Origin of the sequence: Streptomyces sp. NPDC093546 (assembly GCF_044765045.1) — a bacterium.
Lineage (GTDB): Bacteria > Actinomycetota > Actinomycetes > Streptomycetales > Streptomycetaceae > Streptomyces.
On sequence record NZ_JBIWJG010000002.1, the window covers coordinates 187495 to 210112 of the forward strand.

17 protein-coding genes are annotated in these 22618 nt (G+C 69.6%); 11 read left to right on the forward strand and 6 right to left on the reverse strand.

Features of this window, described 5'->3' with window-relative positions:
- Positions 1 to 17: 17 nt before the first annotated feature.
- Positions 18 to 1538 (reverse strand): glycosyltransferase family 87 protein, encoded by a 1521-nt coding sequence (locus ACIRNI_RS03980; RefSeq protein WP_403548075.1) that lies wholly within the window; start codon positions 1536 to 1538, stop codon positions 18 to 20.
- 193 nt (positions 1539 to 1731) lie between these two features.
- Entirely contained in the window at positions 1732 to 4122 is a 2391-nt protein-coding gene (locus ACIRNI_RS03985) for a transglycosylase domain-containing protein (protein WP_403548077.1), read from the reverse strand.
- Positions 4123 to 4146: 24 nt separating this feature from the next.
- On the opposite strand from ACIRNI_RS03985, the gene ACIRNI_RS03990 reads away from it, so the two are divergent.
- The 4 genes from ACIRNI_RS03990 (at position 4147) to ACIRNI_RS04005 (ending at position 8006) form a co-directional block, all read left to right on the forward strand.
- Entirely contained in the window at positions 4147 to 4296 is a 150-nt protein-coding gene (locus tag ACIRNI_RS03990) for a hypothetical protein (RefSeq protein ID WP_403548079.1), read from the forward strand.
- Between the two features lie 509 nt (positions 4297 to 4805).
- The gene (locus ACIRNI_RS03995) at positions 4806 to 5498 is read left to right on the forward strand and encodes a helix-turn-helix transcriptional regulator (RefSeq protein ID WP_355352222.1); all 693 of its coding nucleotides are present in this window, start codon (positions 4806 to 4808) and stop codon (positions 5496 to 5498) included.
- Between the two features lie 50 nt (positions 5499 to 5548).
- Complete coding sequence (locus tag ACIRNI_RS04000; protein ID WP_355352219.1) at positions 5549 to 6631, forward strand: inositol-3-phosphate synthase; 1083 nt, start codon at positions 5549 to 5551, stop codon at positions 6629 to 6631.
- A gap of 88 nt (positions 6632 to 6719) precedes the next feature.
- A complete protein-coding gene (locus ACIRNI_RS04005; RefSeq protein ID WP_403548081.1) occupies positions 6720 to 8006 on the forward strand; it encodes an MFS transporter in 1287 nt (428 codons plus the stop codon).
- Between the two features lie 82 nt (positions 8007 to 8088).
- On the opposite strand, the gene ACIRNI_RS04010 is transcribed toward ACIRNI_RS04005, so the two are convergent.
- The gene (locus ACIRNI_RS04010) at positions 8089 to 9570 is read right to left on the reverse strand and encodes a CCA tRNA nucleotidyltransferase (protein ID WP_403548083.1); all 1482 of its coding nucleotides are present in this window, start codon (positions 9568 to 9570) and stop codon (positions 8089 to 8091) included.
- 162 nt (positions 9571 to 9732) lie between these two features.
- On the opposite strand from ACIRNI_RS04010, the gene ACIRNI_RS04015 reads away from it, so the two are divergent.
- The 7 genes from ACIRNI_RS04015 (at position 9733) to trxA (ending at position 19334) form a co-directional block, all read left to right on the forward strand.
- A complete protein-coding gene (locus ACIRNI_RS04015) occupies positions 9733 to 12012 on the forward strand; it encodes a DUF6049 family protein (RefSeq protein WP_403548085.1) in 2280 nt (759 codons plus the stop codon).
- A gap of 46 nt (positions 12013 to 12058) precedes the next feature.
- Positions 12059 to 14308: a murein biosynthesis integral membrane protein MurJ gene (murJ, locus tag ACIRNI_RS04020; protein ID WP_403548087.1), complete on the forward strand. Its 2250-nt coding sequence runs from the start codon at positions 12059 to 12061 to the stop codon at positions 14306 to 14308.
- A 129-nt stretch (positions 14309 to 14437) separates the two neighbouring features.
- Positions 14438 to 16165: a protein kinase family protein gene (locus tag ACIRNI_RS04025; RefSeq protein ID WP_403548089.1), complete on the forward strand. Its 1728-nt coding sequence runs from the start codon at positions 14438 to 14440 to the stop codon at positions 16163 to 16165.
- A 27-nt stretch (positions 16166 to 16192) separates the two neighbouring features.
- Positions 16193 to 16897: an RNA polymerase sigma factor SigM gene (gene sigM / locus ACIRNI_RS04030; RefSeq protein WP_403548092.1), complete on the forward strand. Its 705-nt coding sequence runs from the start codon at positions 16193 to 16195 to the stop codon at positions 16895 to 16897.
- Positions 16898 to 17370: 473 nt separating this feature from the next.
- A complete protein-coding gene (locus ACIRNI_RS04035; RefSeq protein ID WP_403548094.1) occupies positions 17371 to 17838 on the forward strand; it encodes a hypothetical protein in 468 nt (155 codons plus the stop codon).
- Positions 17839 to 17964: 126 nt separating this feature from the next.
- The gene (gene trxB / locus ACIRNI_RS04040) at positions 17965 to 18939 is read left to right on the forward strand and encodes a thioredoxin-disulfide reductase (RefSeq protein WP_403548095.1); all 975 of its coding nucleotides are present in this window, start codon (positions 17965 to 17967) and stop codon (positions 18937 to 18939) included.
- Between the two features lie 50 nt (positions 18940 to 18989).
- Entirely contained in the window at positions 18990 to 19334 is a 345-nt protein-coding gene (gene trxA / locus ACIRNI_RS04045) for a thioredoxin (protein WP_403548096.1), read from the forward strand.
- Positions 19335 to 19396: 62 nt separating this feature from the next.
- Here the strand turns inward: trxA and ACIRNI_RS04050 are convergent, their stop codons facing one another.
- From ACIRNI_RS04050 to ACIRNI_RS04060, 3 genes are all read right to left on the reverse strand, one after another.
- Positions 19397 to 20014, reverse strand: coding sequence for a GNAT family N-acetyltransferase (locus ACIRNI_RS04050; RefSeq protein ID WP_355352189.1), 618 nt, complete (start codon positions 20012 to 20014; stop codon positions 19397 to 19399).
- Between the two features lie 304 nt (positions 20015 to 20318).
- Entirely contained in the window at positions 20319 to 21431 is a 1113-nt protein-coding gene (locus ACIRNI_RS04055) for a ParB/RepB/Spo0J family partition protein (RefSeq protein ID WP_403548098.1), read from the reverse strand.
- On the reverse strand, positions 21428 to 22504 hold the full coding sequence (locus ACIRNI_RS04060) for a ParA family protein (protein WP_355352714.1): 1077 nt from the start codon (positions 22502 to 22504) through the stop codon (positions 21428 to 21430). Before ACIRNI_RS04060 ends, ACIRNI_RS04055 begins: the two co-directional genes overlap by 4 nt.
- Positions 22505 to 22618 lie beyond the last annotated feature (114 nt).

Below are 22618 nucleotides of genomic sequence, written 5' to 3' on the forward strand. Positions count from 1 at the left end.
CCGCCCGGGCCGGGGGCTCAGTCGCGTACGGCATCCCGCCGTACGTCCCGGCCCACGCCCCGTCCCGTGCCCCACTCCACGCGCGGCCCCTCGACCGCGTGCGCCGCGTGCTGCGGCGGATGCGCACCGCGGCCCAGCGCGAAGACGTCCTCCGCGCCGTCCAGGACGCCGCCGGACGGGTCGTCGCTCCCGTCACGCCGTACCGCGTCCCGCTCCGGCAGCAGGATGTCGCGTACGACCATGGCGCACAGGAACAGCGTCCCGGCGAGGTGCAGGATGATCGCGAACTGGTAGCCCTCGGTCGGCAGCCCCTGCTTGTTGCCGCTGGTCGTGTACGCCAGGTACATCCAGATCCCGAGGAAGTACATGACCTCGCAGGCCTGCCAGATCAGGAAGTCCCGCCAGCGCGGGCGGGCGAGGGCGGCGAGCGGGATCAGCCACAGCACGTACTGCGGCGAGTAGACCTTGTTGGTGAGGATGAACGCCGCGACCACCAGGAACGCCAGCTGGGCGAAGCGCGGGCGGCGTGGCGCGGTGAGGGCCAGCGCGGCGATTCCGGCGCAGGCCAGCACCATCAGCAGGATCGCGTAGGTGTTGACCGCGTCGACGTCGATGTCCACGCCCGTGCGCTGCGTGATGATCAGCCAGAAGGACCCGAAGTCGATGCGCCGCTCCTGGCTGAAGGTGTAGAACTTCTTCCAGCCTTCGGGGGCCAGCAGCATCACCGGCAGGTTGACCACCAGCCAGGAGGCGGCCGTGCCCAGCAGGGCGGCCCCGAACTCCCGCCACTTCCAGGCCCGCCAGCACAGCAGGAACAGCGGCCCGAGCAGGAGGAACGGGTAGAACTTGGCGGCCGTGGCGAGGCCGAGAAGCAACCCGCACGCGAGCGCCCGACCGCGTGACCACATCAGCATGGCGGCGGCGGTCAGGGCCACGGCGAGCAGGTCCCAGTTGATGGTGGCGGTTAGCGCGAGCGCCGGTGCCAGGGCGACGAGCAGCGCGTCCCAGGGGCGGCGGCGGTGCGTGCGCGCGACGCAGACGGCGAGCACGGCGGCGCAGACCATCAGCATGCCTGCGTTGACCATCCAGTACGCCTGCTCGCGTGCCTGGACACCGTCTCCGAAGGGACCGGTGAGCCACGCCGCGACCTGCATGAACAGCCCGGTCAGGATGGGGTACTCGAGGTACTCCATGTCGCCGCCCAGCCGGTCGAAGTAGGGGATCAGGCCGTCGGCGAAGCCGCGCGCCAGGAACAGGTGCGGGATGTCGGAGTAACAGGCGTGGGTGTACTGCGAGCTGGTGCCCCGGAACCACGCCCAGTTGTAGCAGGGCAGCTTCTGGACCATGCCCAGCGCGAACATCCCGATCGCGACGAGCGCGACGACCCGCACGGGCGTGAGCGGACTGCTGCCGAACCGCGCCCAGCGGCCGAACGGCCCGCCGATCAGTTCGCTGCCGGCGGCCGCGACCTCGTCCCGCCGCGTCGGGGGCACGACGGACCGGTCCTGGTGCACGTGCGTCTCCTGTGGGCTCGGCATGGGGACATCCTGCCGTACGCCTCTGTGGATCCGTGCGGCCTGTGGACAACCGCGAGCAACGGCGAGGGCCGCCGCACCCGCCCGCGTACGTCGTGTACGCGGCAGGTGCGGCGGCCCTCATCCGGCTCATCCGGCTCGTGCGGCTCGTGTTGCTCCTGCGGCTCGTGTTGCTCGTCCGCGGGGCGGTCCGGCGCTAGCCGTCCACTCCGCCGAACCAGCCTCCTGCGTTGCCGTCACCGCCGTTGCCGTTGCCACCGTTGCCGTTTCCGCCGCCCCCGGTCGGCGGCGTCGGTGTGGGTGTCAGGCCTCCTGTGGTGCCCGCGTCGGCCGTTCCGCCCGTGTCCGTATCGCCGCCGCCGGTGTCCTCACCGCCGCCGGTCTGGCCGCCGCCGTTCTCTCCCTTGCAGTCCCAGTCGAGCGGGCCGCAGGAGTCGGACGGCTTGGGGCTCTCGGACGGCATCGTCTCCGACGGGGACGCGGACGGCGTCTCCGAGGGGCTCTGCGACGGCGTCGGGGTGGGCGAGGGCTTCGGGCTCTCGGCGCCACCGCCCCACACGGGCTCGGCGCCCAGGTCCTCGGGCTCCGGGAACTTCATGACCTTCTCGCCCTTGAGCGCCTCGGACATGTACTTCTGCCAGATCTCGGACGGGAACGACGAACCGTGGATCTTCTTCTGGCCACCGGTGCCGAACATCTTCAGGAACTCGCGGTTCTTGTTCGACGCGTTGTCGTCCATCCGGTACATGTCGATGGCGGTCGACAACTGAGGCGTGTAGCCCACGAACCAGGCCGACCGGTTGCCATCGGTGGTACCGGTCTTGCCGGCGACATGGCGGCCCGGGATGGCGGCGTTGTTACCGGTGCCGTCCGGGTGTTCGACGACGTCCCTCAGCACATCGGTGACATTGCTCGCGACGGCGGAGGAGAACTTCCGGGAAGCCTTGTCCTCGTGCTTGTAGACGGTGTGCCCGGCCTTCTTCACTTCCTTGACGGAGTACGGCTCGCGCTGCTCGCCGTTGGCCGCGAAGGTCGCGTACGCACCCGCCATACGGATGGCGCTCGGGTCGGAGATACCGATCGAGAACGACGGCACGTTGCCCTTGGCGAGGCTCTCCGGGCGCAGGCCGGCGTCGATGGCCGCCTGCCGCACCTGCGGGATGCCGACGTCCATGCCGAGCTGCACGAAGGGCGAGTTGGCAGAGTGGATCATGGCCTTGCGGAGGTTGATGTCGCCGTAGCTCTGGTCACCGTCGTTGACCTGCAGCCACTCCTTGCCCTCTTCGTTCTGCCAGACGCTGCCGTCGTAGTTCTTGATCTTGAGCTTGTTGTCACCGTTGTAGATCGCGGTGTCCGGGTCGATGATCCGGCGCTCGCTCTCGCCCTGCTCGGCCCCGAGTTCCGGGTTCCGCACGCCGTCGCGCATCGCCGCCGCCAGCACGAACGGCTTGAAGGTCGATCCGACCTGGGCACCGGTCTGGTCGGCGTTGTTGGTGAAGTGCTTGGTCGCGTCGGTGCCGCCGTAGATGGCGACGATCGCACCCGTCTTCGGGTCGACCGAGGCGCCGCCGAACTGGACGTGCGTGTCCGTGTCCGGGCGCTTCTTGGGGTCGATGTGCTTGTCGTGGACGCTCTTCACGGCCGTTTCGAGCTGCTTGACCTTCTCCTTGTCGAAGGTCGTGTAGATCTCGTAGCCGCCCTCGGCCAGCTTCTGCGCCGAGATGTTCTGCTCGTTGTTGTTGATGAAGTAGGCCTTGGCCAGGTCGACCAGGTAACCGGTCTGGCCGCCCAGCGTCGCGCTCTTCTTCGGCGGCTCGATCTGCGGCAGCTCGGTGAACTTGGCCCGCTCGGAGGCGTCGAGATGCCCGTCCTTGACCATCTCGTCGAGGATCCACTTCCACCGCTTGGTGGCGCGCTCGGTGTTGTCCTTCGCGTTCGCGGCCGGGTCGATCTCGGGGGCGCCGGCCGGGTCGTAGTACGTGGAGCCCTTCAGGAGCGTGGCGAGGAACGCGCACTGGCTGGCGTCGAGCTCGTTCGCGTTCTTGTTGAAGTACGTCCGGGCCGCGGCCTGGATGCCGTACGCCCCGCGGCCGTAGTACGAGGTGTTGAGGTAGCCCGCCATGATCTGGGGCTTTTCGACCTCGTTGCCGACCTTTATGGAGATGAACAGCTCCTTGGCCTTGCGGCTCAAGGTCTGCGACTGGTCGTTGAGCATGGCGTTCTTGACGTACTGCTGGGTGATGGTCGAGCCACCCTGCGTCTGCCCACCCATCGCCATGTTGACCACGGCGCGGCCGATACCCCTCGGATCGATACCTGAGTCGGTCCAGAAGGTCTTGTTCTCCGCCGAGATCACCGCGTTCCGCATGGCCTCGGGGATCTGGTCGTACGCGATGATCTGCCGGTTGACCTCACCACCGGTCGCGGCCATCTGCGTGCCGTCGGACCAGTAGTAGACGTTGTTCTGCGCCTTGGCGATCTTGTCCTCGTCGGGCAGATCGACCCACGCGTACGCGATCGTCGCAGCGCCCATCAGCGCTCCCGCGAACCCGAGGAACAGCCCGGCCACGAGCTTCCACGACGGCATCCAGCGGCGCCACCCGTACTTGTCGTGACGGGGGTAGTCGATCAGGCGCTTCTTGCCGGGCTGCCCCCCGGCACCACGGCCGCCCCCGCCACGGCCGCGCCCGCCACCGCGCTGGGCGGCGCGGCGGGCTTCGGCACGGCCACCGTAAGGGGCCTCCGTACCGTACGCGTCTGAGGGGGACCCCGTACTGGCTCCCCGTGCTTGAGCCGCCCGGCGGCCTGAGGGCTGCTGGGCGGCTCGCCTGGCCGCGGCACGCCCGCCACCCTGTGGCTGCGGCGGTTTGCGACGGTGCTCGCTCATCGAACGACTACTCCTCGGGCAGGCGAGTACGCCTGGAAGCGGCAGTGAGTTCCGGTCCCCCCGAAATGACTACGGACCAGCCCTGGCTCGAGCTCATCCGCCATGCACAGAGTGCACTCAGGACGAGGACGCCCCCTGACGCCGCTTGGTTCCCGGTGCTGTGCATGCCGCACAGACTACGCACGGTCAAAACCCACCTAGAGGCGAAGTTCACCCCAAATCAGGCAAGTCGTTTGCTGTGAATCGGTGATGTGACGCCGCTCACTATGACCTCACTTGTCGCGAGGAGATCACCGTTCTATCGTCTGGATGTATCGAGTCGATACATCAGCACGGCATAAGCAACGGCTGAGCACGCGTGACGGTGACGGAGGAGGCGACGCATGAGCAGGCGCTCCGGCATCCTCGAGTTCGCTGTTCTGGGCCTCCTCCGCGAGGCCCCGATGCACGGCTACGAGCTCCGCAAGCGGCTCAACACCTCGCTGGGGATCTTCCGGGCGTTCAGTTACGGGACGCTTTACCCCTGCCTCAAGACGCTGGTCGCAAACGGCTGGCTGGTCGAGGAGCCGGGCAGCGCGCCCGAGGACGCGCTCGCCGCCTCACTGGCGGGGCGCCGGGCGAAGATCGTCTACCGTCTGACGGCCGAAGGTAAGGAGCACTTCGAGGAGCTCCTCTCCCACACCGGCCCGGACGCGTGGGAGGACGAGCACTTCGCGGCGCGCTTCGCCTTCTTCGGGCAGACGGAGCGCGAAGTGCGGATGCGCGTGCTGGAGGGGCGCCGCAGCCGCCTGGAGGAGCGTCTGGAGAAGATGCGTGCCTCCCTGGCCCGGACGCGCGAGCGCCTGGACGACTACACGCTTGAGCTCCAGCGCCACGGCATGGAGTCCGTGGAGCGCGAAGTGCGCTGGCTGAACGAGCTCATCGAGAGCGAGCGGGCGGGGCGGGATCAGAGACGATCCGGCTCGCAGGCCCCGGGGGACGCCGCTCAGCAGGACAACACATCTGGAGAGACGGGCGGCCTGCCCCGGCACGGGGGCAGCACCCGGCCGGATCCGTCCGACGACACCGCCAAGTGAGGCCCTGCGACCCCGCAGGGCTTCGAAGATCAACACAGGGAGCAACCGGAATGGGTTCGGTTCGCGTAGCCATCGTCGGCGTGGGCAACTGCGCCGCCTCGCTGGTGCAGGGCGTCGAGTACTACAAGGACGCCGACCCGGCGGGCAAGGTGCCGGGTCTCATGCACGTCCAGTTCGGCGACTACCACGTCGGGGACGTCGAGTTCGTGGCCGCCTTCGACGTCGACGCGAAGAAGGTCGGCCTGGACCTCGCGGACGCCATCGGCGCCAGCGAGAACAACACCATCAAGATCTGCGACGTGCCGTCGACGGGCGTGACCGTCCAGCGCGGCCACACCCTGGACGGCCTGGGCAAGTACTACCGCCAGACCATCGAGGAGTCCTCCGAGGCGCCGGTCGACATCGTCCAGGTCCTCAAGGACAAGCAGGTCGACGTGCTCGTCTGCTACCTGCCGGTGGGTTCCGAGGAAGCCGCGAAGTTCTACGCCCAGTGCGCCATCGACGCCAAGGTCGCCTTCGTCAACGCCCTCCCGGTCTTCATCGCCGGCACCAAGGAGTGGGCGGACAAGTTCACCGAGGCCGGCGTCCCGATCGTCGGTGACGACATCAAGTCGCAGGTCGGCGCCACCATCACGCACCGCGTCATGGCGAAGCTGTTCGAGGACCGCGGTGTCCGTCTCGAGCGCACCATGCAGCTGAACGTCGGCGGCAACATGGACTTCAAGAACATGCTCGAGCGTGACCGCCTGGAGTCCAAGAAGATCTCCAAGACGCAGGCCGTCACCTCCCAGATCCCCGACCGTGACCTCGGTGACAACAACGTCCACATCGGCCCGTCGGACTACGTGGCCTGGCTGGACGACCGCAAGTGGGCGTACGTCCGCCTCGAGGGCCGTGCCTTCGGTGACGTCCCGCTGAACCTGGAGTACAAGCTCGAGGTCTGGGACTCCCCGAACTCCGCGGGTGTCATCATCGACGCCCTGCGCGCCGCGAAGATCGCCAAGGACCGGGGCATCGGCGGCCCGATCCTCTCCGCGTCCTCGTACTTCATGAAGTCCCCGCCGGTCCAGTACTTCGACGACGAGGCCTACGAGAACGTCGAGAAGTTCATCCGTGGCGAGGTCGAGCGCTAAGCCGCAGCCGAGCGCTGAGCAGCACCGCTCTGTCGAAGGTCCCCGTGGCATCTGCCCGGGGGCCTTCGCCGTATGTGACCCTTGGGCCATGCCTGTCGTACGTGATCTGCGCGTACTCCTCCGCCTCGCGGACTTCCGCCGCCTGCTCGCCGTACGACTGCTCTCCCAGTGCGCCGATGGCGTCTACCAGGTCGCCCTCGCCACCTACGTCGTCTTCTCGCCCGAGAAGCAGACCTCACCCGCGGCGATCGCCTCCGCCATGGCGGTCCTGCTGCTGCCCTACTCGCTCGTCGGCCCCTTCGCCGGCGTCCTGCTCGACCGCTGGCGCCGCCGCCAGGTCCTGCTGTACGGAAACCTGCTGCGCTCGCTGCTCGCCGTCGGAACCGCGTTCCTGGTCCTCGCCTCCGTGCCGGACTGGCTCTTCTACGCCTCGGCCCTCTCGGTCACCGCCGTCAACCGCTTCGTCCTGGCCGGGCTGTCCGCCTCGCTGCCCCGGGTCGTCGACGCGGAGCGGCTCGTGGTGGCCAACTCCCTGTCGCCCACCGCCGGAACACTGGCCGCGACCGCGGGTGGTGGCCTCGCCTTCGCCGTACGGCTGCTCATCGCCGACTCCGACGCCGCGGTGGTCGTACTGGGCGCGCTGCTCTACCTGTCCGCGGCGCTCGCTTCCCTGCGCATGGGACGCGGCCTGCTCGGGCCCGACCCCGATGTGGTGCAGCCGCGGCTCAAAGCGGCGCTCGCCTCGACCGTACGGGGCCTGGCGAGCGGGCTGCGGCATCTGGCGGAGCGACGGGACGCGGCACGGGCGCTGGCCGCGATGACCGTCATGCGCTTCTGCTACGGCGCGCTGACGGTGATGGTGCTCATGCTGTGCCGGTACGCCTGGGCCGCGACAGAGAAGGAAGGGCTCGCCCTGCTGGGGCTGGCCGTCGGGATCTCGGGCGCCGGGTTCTTCGCCGCCGCGGTGTGCACCCCTTGGGCGGTCGGGCGGCTGGGCCAGTACGGCTGGATGGCGGTGTGCGCCGGGGCGGCCGCGGTGCTGGAGCCTGCGCTGGCGCTGCCCTTCACGCTGGCACCGATGCTGATCGCCGCCTTCGTGCTGGGGCTCACCACTCAGGGGACGAAGATCGCCACGGACACGGTGGTCCAGAAGGCGGTGGACGACGCGTATCGGGGGCGCGTCTTCTCCCTCTATGACGTGCTCTTCAACGTCGCCTTCGTCGGGGCCGCGGGCATGGCGGCTCTGATGCTGCCACCCGACGGCCGCTCGGCCGCGCTGGTCATCATGGTCGCCGCGCTGTACGCGAGCGTCGCCGCCGTGCTGCTGCGCTGGAAGGCATCGGGACCGCGCGCCGGCGCCTCCCCCACCCCATGAGCGAGGGCGATGTTTCACGTGAAACATCGCCCTCGGCTTCCGGTCCCGACCGCCATGTTTCACGTGAAACATGGCGGTGCGGTCACGTACGGGCGGTCTGGCCCTGCGTGGTCCACCATTCCTTGAGCGCGGCAACGGCGGCGTCGTACCCCATCGGGCCGTTCTCGAGGCGCAGCTCCAGCAGGAACTTGTACGCCTGCCCCACGGCAGGCCCAGGACGGATGCCCAGCACGTCCTGAATCTGGTTGCCGTCCAGGTCCGGCCGGATCGCGTCCAGCTCCTCCTGCTCCTGAAGCTTGGCGATGCGCTCTTCGAGCCCGTCGTACGCCCGGGAGAGAGCCGCCGCCTTGCGCTTGTTCCGTGTCGTGCAGTCGGAGCGGGTCAGCTTGTGCAGCCGGTTCAGCAGCGGCCCGGCGTCGCGCACATAGCGGCGTACGGCAGAGTCGGTCCACTCGCCGGTCCCATAGCCATGGAAGCGCAGGTGGAGCTCCACCAGGCGCGCCACGTCCTTGACCATGTCGTTGGAGTACTTCAGCGCGGTCATGCGCTTCTTGACCATCTTCGCGCCGACCACCTCGTGGTGGTGGAACGAGACCCGTCCGTCCGGCTCGAAGCGCCGCGTGCGCGGCTTGCCGATGTCGTGCAGCAGCGCGGCCAGCCGCAGAACCAGGTCGGGGCCGTCCTCCTCCAGGTCGATGGCCTGCTCCAGCACGATCAGCGAGTGCTCGTAGACGTCCTTGTGCCGGTGGTGCTCGTCGCTCTCCAGGCGCAGCTCGGGCAGCTCGGGCAGCACCCGGTCGGCGAGACCGGTCACGACCAGCAGGCCCAGGCCCTTGCGCGGGTTCGCGGAGAGGATGAGCTTGTTGAGCTCGTCGCGCACACGCTCGGCGGAGACGATGTCGATCCGCTCCGCCATCTCCGTCATCGCGGTGATGACCTCGGGAGCCACCTCGAAGTCGAGCTGCGCGGCGAACCGCGCGGCGCGCATCATCCGTAGCGGATCGTCCGAGAAGGACTCCTCCGGTGTGCCGGGTGTCCGCAGGACACGCTCGGAGAGGTCCTGGAGACCACCGTGGGGGTCGATGAACTCCTTCTCCGGCAGCGCGACGGCCATCGCGTTGACCGTGAAGTCGCGACGCACGAGGTCGTCCTCGATGGAATCGCCGTACGAGACCTCGGGCTTGCGTGAGGTCCGGTCGTACGCCTCGGAGCGGTACGTCGTGATCTCGATCTGGAACTGCTGGACAGCATCTCCGACGCGGGCGCTCTTCTGGGCCCCGACCGTGCCGAACGCGATGCCGACGTCCCAGACGGACTCCGCCCACGGCCGCACGATCTTCAGCACGTCCTGGGGGCGGGCGTCGGTGGTGAAGTCCAGGTCGTTGCCGAGCCGCCCGAGCAGCGCGTCCCTCACCGAGCCGCCGACGAGGGCGAGGCTGAACCCGGCCTCCTTGAAGCGGCGGGCGAGATCGTCGGCGACGGGGGACACGCGCAGTAGTTCACTGACCGCGCGGCGTTGCGCCTGGCTCAGGGCGGTCGGGTTCTCTTCGTTGGGGTTCGGCACAGCAGAAAAGGTTACGTGCCCGGGCCCGCCGGGGCGTCCTCGTTTCGGCCCTGCCGTGTGGAGCACTCCGCGGCACTTAGCCCCAGCCGGTCTCGTTACCATGCGTGGACGCAGAATCCGACAACCACCAACGGCAACCAGACGACGAGGGACGGGCAGCGCGTGGCCGAGGCGGCAGACTTCCAGGGCACCCGCCCCTCCCCTGCCCGCCGGTGGCTGCGGCGTTCGGCCTCGGTGCTCGCCGGTGTGCCGCTGCTCGCCTCCCTGCTGTACGGCCCCCTCGCCCCCTCCGCGCACGCCGACGAGAAGGCTCCTGGATCACGGACCGTGGATGTGTCTCTGGACACGTTCGCCCCCAGCACCCCGACGGAGGGGGACACCCTCACCATCACCGGCTCGGTGACCAACGAGGGAAAGCAGACGGTCAGTGGGGCGACGGTGGATCTGCGGGTGGGCTCCGCGCTGCCCAACCGGGGAGCGATCGACGAGGTGGCCCGGCGCAAGGGCTTCACGCCGAGCAGTGACGGCACGGCGGTCGCCCCCACCTTCGCGTACCGGATCCCGACGCTCCCCGCCGGGACCACCGAGGACTTCCGGCTCACCGTGCCGGTGGACAAGCTGGGCCTCGGCAAGGCGGGCGTGTACCAGCTCGGGGTCTCTCTGACCGGACAGACGCCCAGCGATCCTTACAACCAGGTCCTCGGCATCGAGCGCACCTTCCTTCCGTGGCAGCCCGAGGGCACCAAGAAGAAGACCCAGCTCACCTATCTCTGGCCGCTGATCTCCTCGACGCGGCTGTCGGCGGAGACCGGCTCCGACGATCAGCAGACGCCGGTCTTCGAGAACGACGACCTGGCCGCCGAGCTCGCCCCCGGCGGGCGGCTGGAGCGTCTCGTCTCCCTCGGCGCCGAGCTGCCGGTCACCTGGGTCATCGACCCCGACCTGCTCGCCACCGTGGAGGCGATGACCCGGAACTACCGGGTCAAGGACGGGGACACCGACGTCCCCGGCCGCAACCAGGCCGTCGCCAAGCAGTGGCTGAACTCCCTGGAGAAGGCGGTGGAGGGCGGCAAGGTGGTGGCGCTGCCCTACGCCGACCCCGATCTGGCGTCGCTCGCCCACCGCGGCAAGGACGTCTCCGGCTCCCTCAGCCATCTGCAGCCGGCCACGGAGCTCGCCGAGACGACCGTGGAGACGATCCTCCACGTGAAGCCGTCCGTCGACTTCGCCTGGCCGGTCGACGGAGCCCTCGACCCGTCGATCGTCGACATCGCCACCTCCGCCGGTGCCGACAAGGTGATCGCGCGCAGCGACAGCGTGCGCGACACCCTGCCGTACACGCCGACGGCCGCTCGGCCCATCGGCGGCGGCACCACGGCCGTCGTGGCCGACGAGGCGCTGTCCACCGCCTTCCAGGGCGACATGACCAGGGCCGAGAACTCCACACTGGCGGTCCAGCGGTTCCTCGCCCACACCCTGACCGTGACGCAGCAGCAGCCGGGCAACGCGCGCAGCGTCGTCGTCGCACCGCAGCGCATGCCGACCGCCGCCCAGGCCCAGTCGATGGCGAGCGCGCTGCGGGGCCTGTCCCACGAGCGCTGGACGCAGGCCGCCGACCTGGTCACGGCGGCGGGCGCCAAGCCCGACCCGCGCGCCATCACCCAGGTCCCCAGCGCCTCCCACTACCCGAAGAAACTGGGCCGCCATGAGCTTCCCGTGCAGGCCTTCCAGGACATGAAGGCCACGCGGGAGACGCTGGACAACTTCAAGGTAATCCTCACCGCGGCCTACCGGGTGGTGAGCCCGGTGGGCAACGCGATCAACCGCGAGATGTCGACCTCCTGGCGCGGGCAGCCGGAGGCGGCGGCCGGATACCGCAGCGGCGTGCTGACGCACCTGAAGAGCCTGACCACCGAGGTCAAGCTGATCGAGAAGTCCGACCTGACCCTCTCCGGCCGCAGCGCCACGATCCCGGTGACCGTGCAGAACAAGCTGCTGCAGGGTGTCGACCACCTGGTACTACGACTGAAGTCCTCAAAGCCGACCCGCTTGAAGCTCAACGGGGGCGACACCGTCTCCGAGCAGCCGGTGAGGATCGACGGCGGCCACAGCCAGTCGGTGAAGTTCACCGCCTCCGCCAACGCCAACGGCCCGGTCCCCATGACGGCGCAGCTGTACACGGAGGACGGCAGGCCGTACGGCAAGCCGATGCACTTCACCGTGAAGGTCTCCGAGATCACGCCGACGGTGATGCTGGTCATCGCGGGTGGTGTACTGCTGCTGGTCCTCGCGGGCGTCAGGATGTACAGCCAGCGCAAGCGCGCCGCCGCCCGGGAGGCCGCCGCGGAGGATGACGATCCGCAGCAGCCGAGTGACCCGACGCCGGACACCCGAGCGCAAAGCACCGAGCCGTCCGGCCCGGGTGAGAAAGTGGACCGTTGAGCGATGTCGTGGCCGGCCGGCCGGGGACGATGAGGTGGGGTTATCCATGAACGCGCCGTACGACGGTGACCGCGGTCAGGGCGCGGGTGGCGGCGGTACGCCTCCCGGCGGGACGCACGCGGCGCCCCCGGCTGGCCACGTACCGCCACCGGCGTCGCCGCCTGCCCCGGATCCGTACGTCCCGGACCCCTACGTCCAGGACGCCTACGACCACGACCCGTACCGGGCGCACGATCTCTCCGCCCAGGACCCGGTGAACGAGGCGCTCTACGACCGCGCCGCGCACCCGCCTCCCCCGCCCGGCACGTATCCGGAGCCGCAGCCGCTCTACCAGCAGCCCACCGCTCCCGAGTACGCTCCCGATCCCCGCGTCTGGGCGCAGACCCCGCCGCCCGAGCCCGACGGCCCCTCCCGCCACCTTCCATACGGTGACGACCCGCGGACCGTTCAGTACACCGGCGTCGACGAGCTCGTCACCCGCGCCGGTGAGGACGCGCCCGCGCCGGACGCCTTCGCCCACCTCTACCGAGACCAGCAGGGCTACGCCCACCCGCCCGCCGCCGGTACGCCCGGCCCCGGCGAACCCGGCCCCGCGCCCAGCCCCGCACCCGAACCCGAAGCGGTCCCGGCAGCGCCGCCGGCTCCCGCCGCGCCGAAGAAGTCCGGCGGCCGGGCCTCCGGCCTGCTGAAGTCCAGCGCCGTGATGGCCGCCGGCACGCTGGTCTCCCGCCTGACCGGATTCATCCGCAGCCTCGTCATCACCGGTGCGCTGGGCGCCGCCCTGCTCGGCGACTCCTACACCGTCGCGGCCACCCTGCCGACGATGATCTACATCCTCACCGTCGGCGGTGGTCTGAACTCGGTCTTCGTCCCCCAGCTCGTCCGCTCCATGAAGGACGACGAGGACGGCGGCGAGGCCTACGCCAACCGGCTGCTGACCCTGGTCATGGTGGCACTCGGCGTAATCGTCGCCGTCGCCGTGTTCGGAGCTCCACTCCTGGTCCACGCGATGTCGCCGACCATCGCGAACGACGCGGCCGCCAACAGCGTCGCCGTCACCTTCGCCCGCTTCTGCCTGCCCACGATCTTCTTCATGGGCGTGCACGTGGTCATGGGCCAGATCCTCAACGCGCGCGGCAAGTTCGGCGCCATGATGTGGACCCCGGTCCTGAACAACATCGTCGTGATCTTCACGTTCGGCATGTTCATCTGGGTCTACGGCACATCCGCGGAGACCCGGATGGCCGTCACGACGATCCCGGACGAAGGCGTGCGCCTGCTGGGTATCGGCACCCTGCTCGGCCTGGTCGTCCAGGCGCTGGCGATGATCCCGTACCTGCGCGAGGCCGGCTTCCGCTTCCGGCCCCGGTTCGACTGGAAGGGCCAGGGGCTCGGCAAGACGGTCAAGCTCGCCAAGTGGACGGTTCTCTTCGTCCTGGCCAACCAGGCGGGCGTCGTCGTCGTCACGCAGCTCGCCACGGCGGCCGGCAAGGCCTCGGGCAAGGAAGGGGCGGGCATCCTCGCGTACTCCAACGCCCAGCTCATCTGGGGCATGCCGCAGGCCATCATCACCGTCTCCGTCATGGCCGCGCTGCTGCCGCGCATCTCCCGCGCCGCGCACGACAACGACCCGGGCGCCGTCCGCGACGACATCTCGCAAGGGCTGCGGAACTCGGCCGTCGCCATCGTGCCGATCGCGTTCACCTTCCTCGCGCTCGGCCTGCCGATGTGCACCCTGCTCTTCGCCTCCGCCTCCGACGAGGCCGCGCGCGGCATGGGCTACACGCTGATGGCCTTCGGCCTCGGCCTGATCCCGTACTCGGTGCAGTACGTGGTGCTGCGCGGCTTCTACGCGTACGAGGACACGCGCACGCCCTTCTACAACACCGTCATCGTGGCGGCCGTCAACGCGGCCGCGTCCGCGGCCTGCTACGTGGTGCTGCCGGCCCGGTGGGCCGTCGTCGGCATGGCCGCCTCGTACGGCCTCGCCTACGCCGTCGGTGTGGGCGTCGCCTGGCGCCGGCTGCGCAAGCGGCTCGGCGGCGACCTGGATGGCTCGCACGTCGTACGGACCTACGCGCGGCTGTGCATGGCGTCCGTCCCGGCGGCGATGGCCGGCGGCGCCGTCGGTCTCGTCGTCCTGAGGACGCTGGGCGAGGATGCCTTCGGTTCTCTGGTCGCGCTCGTCGCCGGTGGCGTGGTCCTGCTCGGCGTCTTCTACGTGGCGGCCAGGAAGATGCGGATCCAGGAGCTCAACGCCATGGTGGGCATGGTCCGCGGCCGCCTGGGCCGCTGACGGACCGGACCGATCGGGCCACCAGCGCAACCATCGTGGGCCACCGCGTGTCGTGCATGGCGGCGGACTGTGGGCACAATTGGCATGGCTGTTGGATATTGCGCAACGGATGGGGAGGCAGGAACGACGGTGGCGGAACGTAGCACGGCTGCCGTCGACGTGGCCGACAACAGCGGTGACGACCCGCTGACCGCGAAGGCGGACAAGGCCGCGGCCGACGGGGTGGCGGAAGCGCAGGACACGGCGGACACATCCGCCGAGAACACCGACGGCGAGCGGCGGACCGGCGGTCAGCCCTCCCGTGCGACACCCGAGCTGCACAGCGGCCACAAACTGGCCAGACGCTACCGGCTCGAGGAGTGCGTCACCCGTCTGGACGGCTTCAGCAGCTGGCGTGCCGTCGACGAGAAACTGCGCCGCGCGGTGGGGGTGCACGTACTGCCCGCGAACCACCCCAGGGCCCGCTCCGTGCTGGCCGCAGCGCGGTCCTCGGCGCTGCTCGGTGACCCGCGCTTCGTGCAGGTCCTGGACGCTGTCGAGGAGAACGAGCTCGTCTACGTCGTCCATGAGTGGCTGCCGGACGCCACCGAGCTCACCGCCCTCCTCGCGGCCGGGCCGCTGGAACCGCATGACGCGTACCAGCTCGTCAGCCAGATCTCACAGGCCATGGCGGCGGCCCATCGCGAGGGCCTCGCCCATCTCCGTCTCACTCCCAGCGCCGTCCTGCGCACCTCCAGCGGCCAGTGGCGCATCCGCGGGCTCGCCGTCAACGCCGCCCTGCGGGGCATCAGCGCCGAGCGTCCGCAGCGGACCGACACCGAGGCGATCGGCGCACTGTTGTACGCGGCCCTGACCCAGCGCTGGCCGTACGAGGACGACGCACACGGTCTGTCCGGGCTGCCCAAGGGCGTTGGGCTCATCGCCCCCGACCAGGTCCGGGCGGGGGTGCACCGCGGCCTGTCCGAGATCGCCATGCGTGCCCTCGCCAACGACGGAGCGACCGCCTCCCGCCAGGAGCCCGCCTGCACCACCCCCGACGAGCTCGCCAAGGCCGTCGCGGCGATGCCCCGCATCCGCCCGCCGGAGCCCGAGTTCCCCGCTCCGCCGGACTACCAGCGCACGACCTACCAGCAGGGCACCTACGGCCGGCCGAAGCCGCGCCCGGTCGCCGCGGCCACCCAGCCCACTCCCGTGCCGCCCCCGCCGCTGCAGAGCCGTACGGGCAAGGCCCTCAAGTGGGCCGTATCGGCGCTGCTCATCGCCGCGCTGGGCCTCGGCAGCTGGCAGGTGGCCGACAAACTGCTCGACCAGCCCAAGGCCGCCGAGGACCCGAAGCCCAGGCAGACCACCGCCACGTCCGGTGGCGAGCAGAAGACGAAGGTCCCCGTTCCGCTGAAGGTCCAGGACGCCAGGGAGTACGCCCCCGACGGCTCCCCGCAGAACGTCAACGACGTCCAGAAGACCTACGACAACGACAGCGGCAGCTACTGGCGGACGAAATACTTCCTCGACGGCCCGGAGCTCGAGCCCTCGATCAAGCAGGGGGTCGGCATCGTCTACGACCTCGGAGCGGACAAGGACGTCTCCAGCGTCTCCATAGGGCTGCGCTACGGCGGGCCCCACACGACGATCACGCTCTACGCCGCCGATTCGCTGTCGCCGTCCGGCTCCGTGGACACCATGAAGAAGATCGCTTCCGGACAGAGCAGCGGTACGAGCCTGCAGGTGTCCGCCAAGGAACCGGTGAAGAGCCGGTACGTGCTGCTGTGGATGACCGCGATGCCCTACGCGCCGCAGGACGGCTACAGCAGCGCGGGCTACAAGCAGGCCATCACGGACGTGAAGTTCACCGGCTGACAGAGAGACGCGGGAGGGGGCTCACCGTTGGACCATGCCGAGCTGGGCGGCACGAGCGACCAGGAACTACTGGCTCGCCATGTCGGCGGTGACCCGGACGCCTTCGGCGAGCTCGTGCGCCGCCACCGCGACCGGCTCTGGGCCGTCGCCCTGCGGACGCTGGGGGACAGGGAGGAAGCCGCCGACGCCGTTCAGGACGCCCTCGTCTCCGCCTTTCGGTCCGCCCACACCTTTCGCGGCCAGTCGGCCGTCACAACCTGGCTGCACCGCATCACCGTGAACGCGTGCCTGGACCGCGCCCGCAAGGCCGCGTCCCGCAAAACCTCGCCCGTCGAGGACACGGAGCGGCTGGAGCAGCTGCTGGAGCCACACGAGTCGGCCGAGGCGCCCGCCGAGCGGCACGACCTGCACCGGGAGCTCCTGGCGGCGCTGGCCAAGCTGCCCGCCGATCAGCGCGCCGCGCTGGTGCTGGTCGACATGCAGGGCTACCCCGTCGCCGAGGCGGCTCGCATCCTCGACGTACCCACCGGAACGGTGAAGAGCCGCTGTGCCCGGGGCCGGGCGAGACTGGTTCCCCTGCTCACTCATCTGCGCGGTGACACCGTGGGTAAGGGTGGGGCCGAAGGGGGAAGGAACCGGACGCCAGGGACATCCGTCCCACCTGCGTCGGGAGCAAGCCGTGATGCAGGACCTGATCCTGCTGCTGTGAAGGGCGGAGGTGGACGCACGTGACATCCACGGCCGACACGACTCAGCATCCGGATGTCTCGGAGATCTCCGACCTCACCGAGGGGCTTCTCTCACCGTCGCGCACCGCCGATCTGCGTCGGCATCTGAACGGCTGCGCACTGTGCGCCGATGTACGCACCTCGCTGGAGGAGATCCGCGGACTGCTGGGCACTCTGCCCGGACCCGCCCGTATGCCGGCCGATATCGCCGGGCGCATTGATGCCGCGCTGGCCGCCGAAGCGCTCCTGGACGCCACCGCTCCCGCCACGAGCGAGCATGTTTCACGTGAAACATCGACCCCGCCGACGTCGGCCGAGCCGGCCCCGGCGGCCGCGGTAGACCGTCCCACCGGGCACCCTGTCGGGCGGCCCGCCGGCCGGCCGAGCGCCGCCACGGGTCCCGGGCGCGCCGGTTCCACGAGGCAGCGGCGTCGGAGGGCGGTCCTCGGCGCGGTTTTCGGGGCCGCACTGCTCGCCGTGAGTGGGCTGCTCCTGCAGGGCATCCAGTCGTCGGGGGACCGCAGCGGCAACGCCCAGAAGGCCGACGCCCCCGTCACTGCCGCCGACACGGCGACCTTCTCCGGCGTCCCTCTCGAGGACCAGGTAGAGGCCCTCCTCGCCGCGGAGGGCGCGGAGAGCACAGAGACCACGGAGACCTTCACCACGACGCCGGGGAAGCAGGACCAGCGCAGCCTCGGGAACAACTCGGTGAAGCGCTCCGGAGAGGTGTCCGTCCCGGACTGCGTCCAGGCGGGAACCGGGCGTACCGAGCAGGCTCTCGCCGCTGAGCTGGGGGAATACCAGGGCAGGAAGGCTTTCCTCGTGGTCCTGCCGCACTCCGCGGACGCCCGACAGGTGGAGGCGTACGTGGTCGACGCGGCCTGCACCACGACGAAGGCCCCCAAGGGAAACGTGCTGCTCACGCACTCCTACCTCCGTTCCTGACGTCACGCTGCCGTGCTGCTTGGGCACTACGGGAATGCGAGCCCCGTAGGATCCGTTGGGTGGGGTGAGAGTCCTTGACCCGGCCCCGTAGGCAGTAGGCAGTCTGCAGAGACGAGGAAGAAACCCGTGAGCGACGTCCGTAACGTGATCATTATCGGCTCCGGGCCCGCCGGCTACACGGCAGCGCTCTACACCGCGCGCGCCTCGCTGAAGCCGCTGGTGTTCGAAGGTGCCGTCACCGCCGGTGGTGCGCTCATGAACACGACCGACGTGGAGAACTTCCCCGGCTTCCGTGACGGGATCATGGGCCCCGACCTCATGGACAACATGCGGGCCCAGGCCGAGCGCTTCGGTGCCGAGCTCATCCCGGACGACATCGTCGCCGTGGACCTCACCGGCGACATCAAGACCGTGACGGACACCGCCGGGACCGTCCACCGCGCCAAGGCCGTCATCGTCACGACCGGCTCTCAGCACCGCAAGCTCGGGCTGCCGAACGAGGACGCGCTGTCGGGTCGGGGCGTCTCGTGGTGCGCCACCTGCGACGGCTTCTTCTTCAAGGACCAGGACATCGCCGTGGTGGGCGGCGGCGACACCGCGATGGAGGAGGCAACCTTCCTCTCCCGGTTCGCCAAGTCCGTCACCATCGTCCACCGCCGGGACACCCTGCGGGCCTCCAAGGCCATGCAGGAGCGTGCCTTCGCCGACCCGAAGATCAAGTTCGCCTGGGACAGCGAGGTCGCCGAGATCCACGGCGAGCAGAAGCTGTCCGGTCTGACCCTGCGCAACACCAAGACGGGTGAGACGTCCGAGCTGGCGGCGACCGGTCTGTTCATCGCCGTGGGCCACGACCCGCGTACCGAGCTGTTCAAGGGCCAGCTGGAGCTGGACGACGAGGGCTACCTCAAGGTGGAGGCTCCGTCCACGCGCACGAACATCACGGGCGTCTTCGCCGCCGGTGATGTCGTGGACCACACCTACCGCCAGGCGATCACCGCCGCCGGCACGGGCTGCTCCGCCGCGCTGGACGCCGAGCGCTACCTCGCCGCGCTGGGCGACAGCGAGAAGGCCGCCGAGCCGGAGAAGACCCCGGTCGTCTGACCGCACCCTGTTTCCCCACTCCCACACCCCGTTGATTCAAGGAGGCTGCCGTGGCCGGCAACCTGCAGGACGTGACCGACGACTCCTTCGAGACTGAGGTCCTCAACAGCGACAAGCCCGTGCTGGTGGACTTCTGGGCCGCCTGGTGCGGTCCGTGCCGTCAGATCGCGCCGTCGCTGGAGGCCATCGCCGCCGAGCACGGCGACGACATCAAGGTCGTCAAGCTGAACATCGACGAGAACCCGGCCACCGCTGCCAAGTACGGCGTCATGTCGATCCCGACGCTGAACGTCTACCAGAACGGCGAGGTCGTGAAGACCATCGTCGGTGCCAAGCCGAAGGCCGCGATCGTCCGCGACCTCGACCCGTTCATCGGCGACGAGGTCAAGGGCTGACGCCTCACGTTTCACGTGAAACACGAGCGGCCCGTCCCGGTCAGGGATGGGCCGCTCACTGTTTACAGCGGGCGCAACACCGGGTCCTTCTGGACCGCTCCGAGGAGACGGTCGAGCGCCAGCTCGACGTCCTCCTTCCAGGAGAGCGTGGTGCGCAGCTCCAGCCGCAGCCGGGGATGGACCGGGTGGGGCCGGACGGTCTTGAACCCCACTGCCAGAAGGTGGTCGGCGGGCAGCACGCAGGCCGGCTCCTTCCAGCGGGCGTCCCCGAATGCCTCGATCGCCTTGAAGCCCCGGCGCAGCAGATCCTTCGCCACCGTCTGCACCATCACCCGGCCGAGCCCCTGGCCCTGGTACCCCGGCATGATCCAGGCCGTTATCAGCTGCACGGCGTCGGGCGACAGGGGACTCGTGGGAAAGGCGGTCGAACGCGGCACGTACGCGGGCGGCGCATAGAGCACGAACCCGACCGGGACCTCGTCCACATAGACGACGCGCCCGCAGGACCCCCAGTCCAGCAGGACCGCGGAGATCCAGGCCTCCTTCTCCAGCTCGGGAGTTCCGGCCTTTACCGCAGCCTCTCCGCTGACCGGGTCAAGTTCCCAGAAGACGCACGTTCGGCACCGCTTGGGGAGATCCGGGAGGTTGTCCAGCGTGAGCGGTACGAGCCGACGCCCCATGAAGGCTGTTCCTCACTTCCTTCGCGTGCCGCCCCGAGAGCGGCTGCCAGCGCGCTCCGTTCCCGGAGCAGGCTGCCGATGAACCCACCGACCGCACCGAGTCCCAGGCCTGCTGTCACCAGTCGGCCCCGGCTCACCTCTCGCATGCCCGGTTCTCCCTCCATAGTGGGTCAGGGGGATGCGCATACCAGAACGCATCGTATCGATCGGGTGATGACGCGCATACGGGAAGAGGGCAAAGGGCGGGCCGTGTTCCGGTGAACACCGGAACACGGCCCGCCCTGACGACTGCGCCGAACGGGCGTCAGTCCTGGTCGTCCTGTCCGTCCTGCTCCACCAGCCCCTGTGCCAGGACGCGTCCTTCACCAGGGGCGAGCGTCGAGAGGATACGGTCGAGATCCTCCATCGAGGCGAACTCGACGACGATCTTGCCCTTCTTCTGCCCGAGATCGACCTTCACGCGGGTCTCGAAGCGGTCCGACAGCCGGGTGGCGAGCTCGCTGAGCGCCGGCGCCACCCGGGCACCGGCCCGCGGCCCCTTCGGCTTGGCCGGAGCACTGCTGGGCTCCGAGTCCATCAGCTTCACGATCTCCTCGACCCCGCGCACCGAGAGGCCCTCGGCCACGATGCGGTACGCCAGCTTGTCCTGCGTCTCGGGGTCCTCCACCGACAGCAGCGCCCGGGCGTGCCCGGCCGACAGCACACCGGCGGCCACCCTGCGCTGAACGGGCGGCGACAGCCGCAGCAGCCGCAACGTGTTGGAGACCTGGGGACGGGAGCGCCCGATCCGGTCGGCCAGCTGGTCGTGGGTGCAGTTGAAGTCCTTCAGAAGCTGGTCGTAGGCGGCGGCCTCTTCCAGAGGGTTCAGCTGCGCCCGGTGCAGGTTCTCCAGCAGGGCGTCCAGCAGCAGCTTCTCGTCCTCGGTCGCCCGGACGATCGCCGGAATGCGCTCCAGTCCCGCTTCCCGGCAGGCTCGCCAGCGCCGCTCGCCCATGATGAGCTCATAGCGCTCGGGACCCAGCTGCCGTACGACCACCGGCTGGAGCAGGCCCACCTCCTTGATGGAGGTGACGAGCTCGGCGAGCGCGTCCTCGTCGAACACCTCGCGCGGCTGGCGCGGGTTTGGCGTGATCGCGTCCAGCGGGAGCTCGGCGAAATGCGCCCCGGCCGGCGTCTCGGCCTCGGGCACCCCCTCCGGCTCCGGCTCCGGCTGCGCTGAAAGCGCCGGCTCCGCCGGCCCGGGGGCGCTCGGCAGGGCCGCGACCTTGGCGGCCGCCACCCCCCGCTCCGCCGTCAGTGTGGGAATGGCCCCCGGAGAGGTGGACCCGACCCCCACCGAGGGCGCCTGCCTCTCTTGGGGAGCCGCGGGGATTAGCGCACCGAGCCCACGCCCCAGTCCCCTACGTCGCTCGCTCACTGGATCCCCTCCGACATGCTGTGCTTGCTGATCTGGCTGCCCACATGGGCGTGCTGCGGGTCGTAGTACACACCAGCCCCCCGCAGGGCGATCTCGCGGGCCGCCTCCAGGTACGACAGCGCACCGCTGGAGCCGGGGTCGTACGTCAGCACCGTCTGCCCATAGCTGGGCGCCTCCGAGATGCGGACGGACCGCGGAATGCTGGTCCGCAGCACCTCGTCACCGAAGTGGCTGCGTACCTCCTCGGCGACCTGCGAGGCGAGCCTGGTCCGGCCGTCGTACATGGTGAGCAGGATCGTCGAGACATGGAGCGTGGGGTTGAGGTGCCCACGCACCAGCTCGACGTTGCGCAGAAGCTGGCCCAGCCCCTCCAGCGCGTAGTACTCGCACTGGATGGGGATCAGGACCTCCGCGCCGGCCACCATGGCGTTGACCGTCAGCAGGCCAAGCGACGGCGGGCAATCGATGAGGATGTAATCCAGCGGCTGCTCATACGCCTGGATCGCCCGCTGGAGTCGACTCTCCCTCGCCACCAGCGACACCAGCTCGATCTCCGCCCCGGCGAGATCGATGGTGGCCGGGGCGCAGAAGAGGCCTTCGACGTCCATGACGGGCTGAACCACATCGGAGAGCGGCTTGCTCTCCACCAGGACGTCGTAGATCGACGGAACCTCGGCATGGTGGTCGATCCCGAGCGCCGTGGAGGCATTGCCCTGTGGGTCGAGGTCGATGACCAGCACCCGTGCGCCGTGCAGGGCCAGGGAGGCGGCGAGGTTGACCGTCGTGGTCGTCTTGCCTACCCCGCCCTTCTGATTGGCGACCACCATGATGCGGGTCTGCTGAGGGCGGGGAAGTCCCTCACCGGCACGGCCCAGCGCCTCCACCGCCAGTTGGGCAGCATGACCAATGGGGGTGTCGTCCATCGGAGGCGGTGTTTCACGTGAAACATCCTCCCCCGCCGATTCGGTACGGGGACCGGGGACCGGATCGGTCATCGGTCCCGCGATGTTGGCGTTGGACCGCAAGGATTCACTCTCCTCGGCTTCAGGCTCGCGATGGAGAGAGCCTGCCATGCTTTCGGGGTCGTGAACCAGCGAGGCCCGTGGTTCTGTGGAGAACTCCACCTCTGTGGACAACTCCGTACCCCCCACCGGGGGCCTACGGTCGCGCGGCGTGGCAGCCGCGCG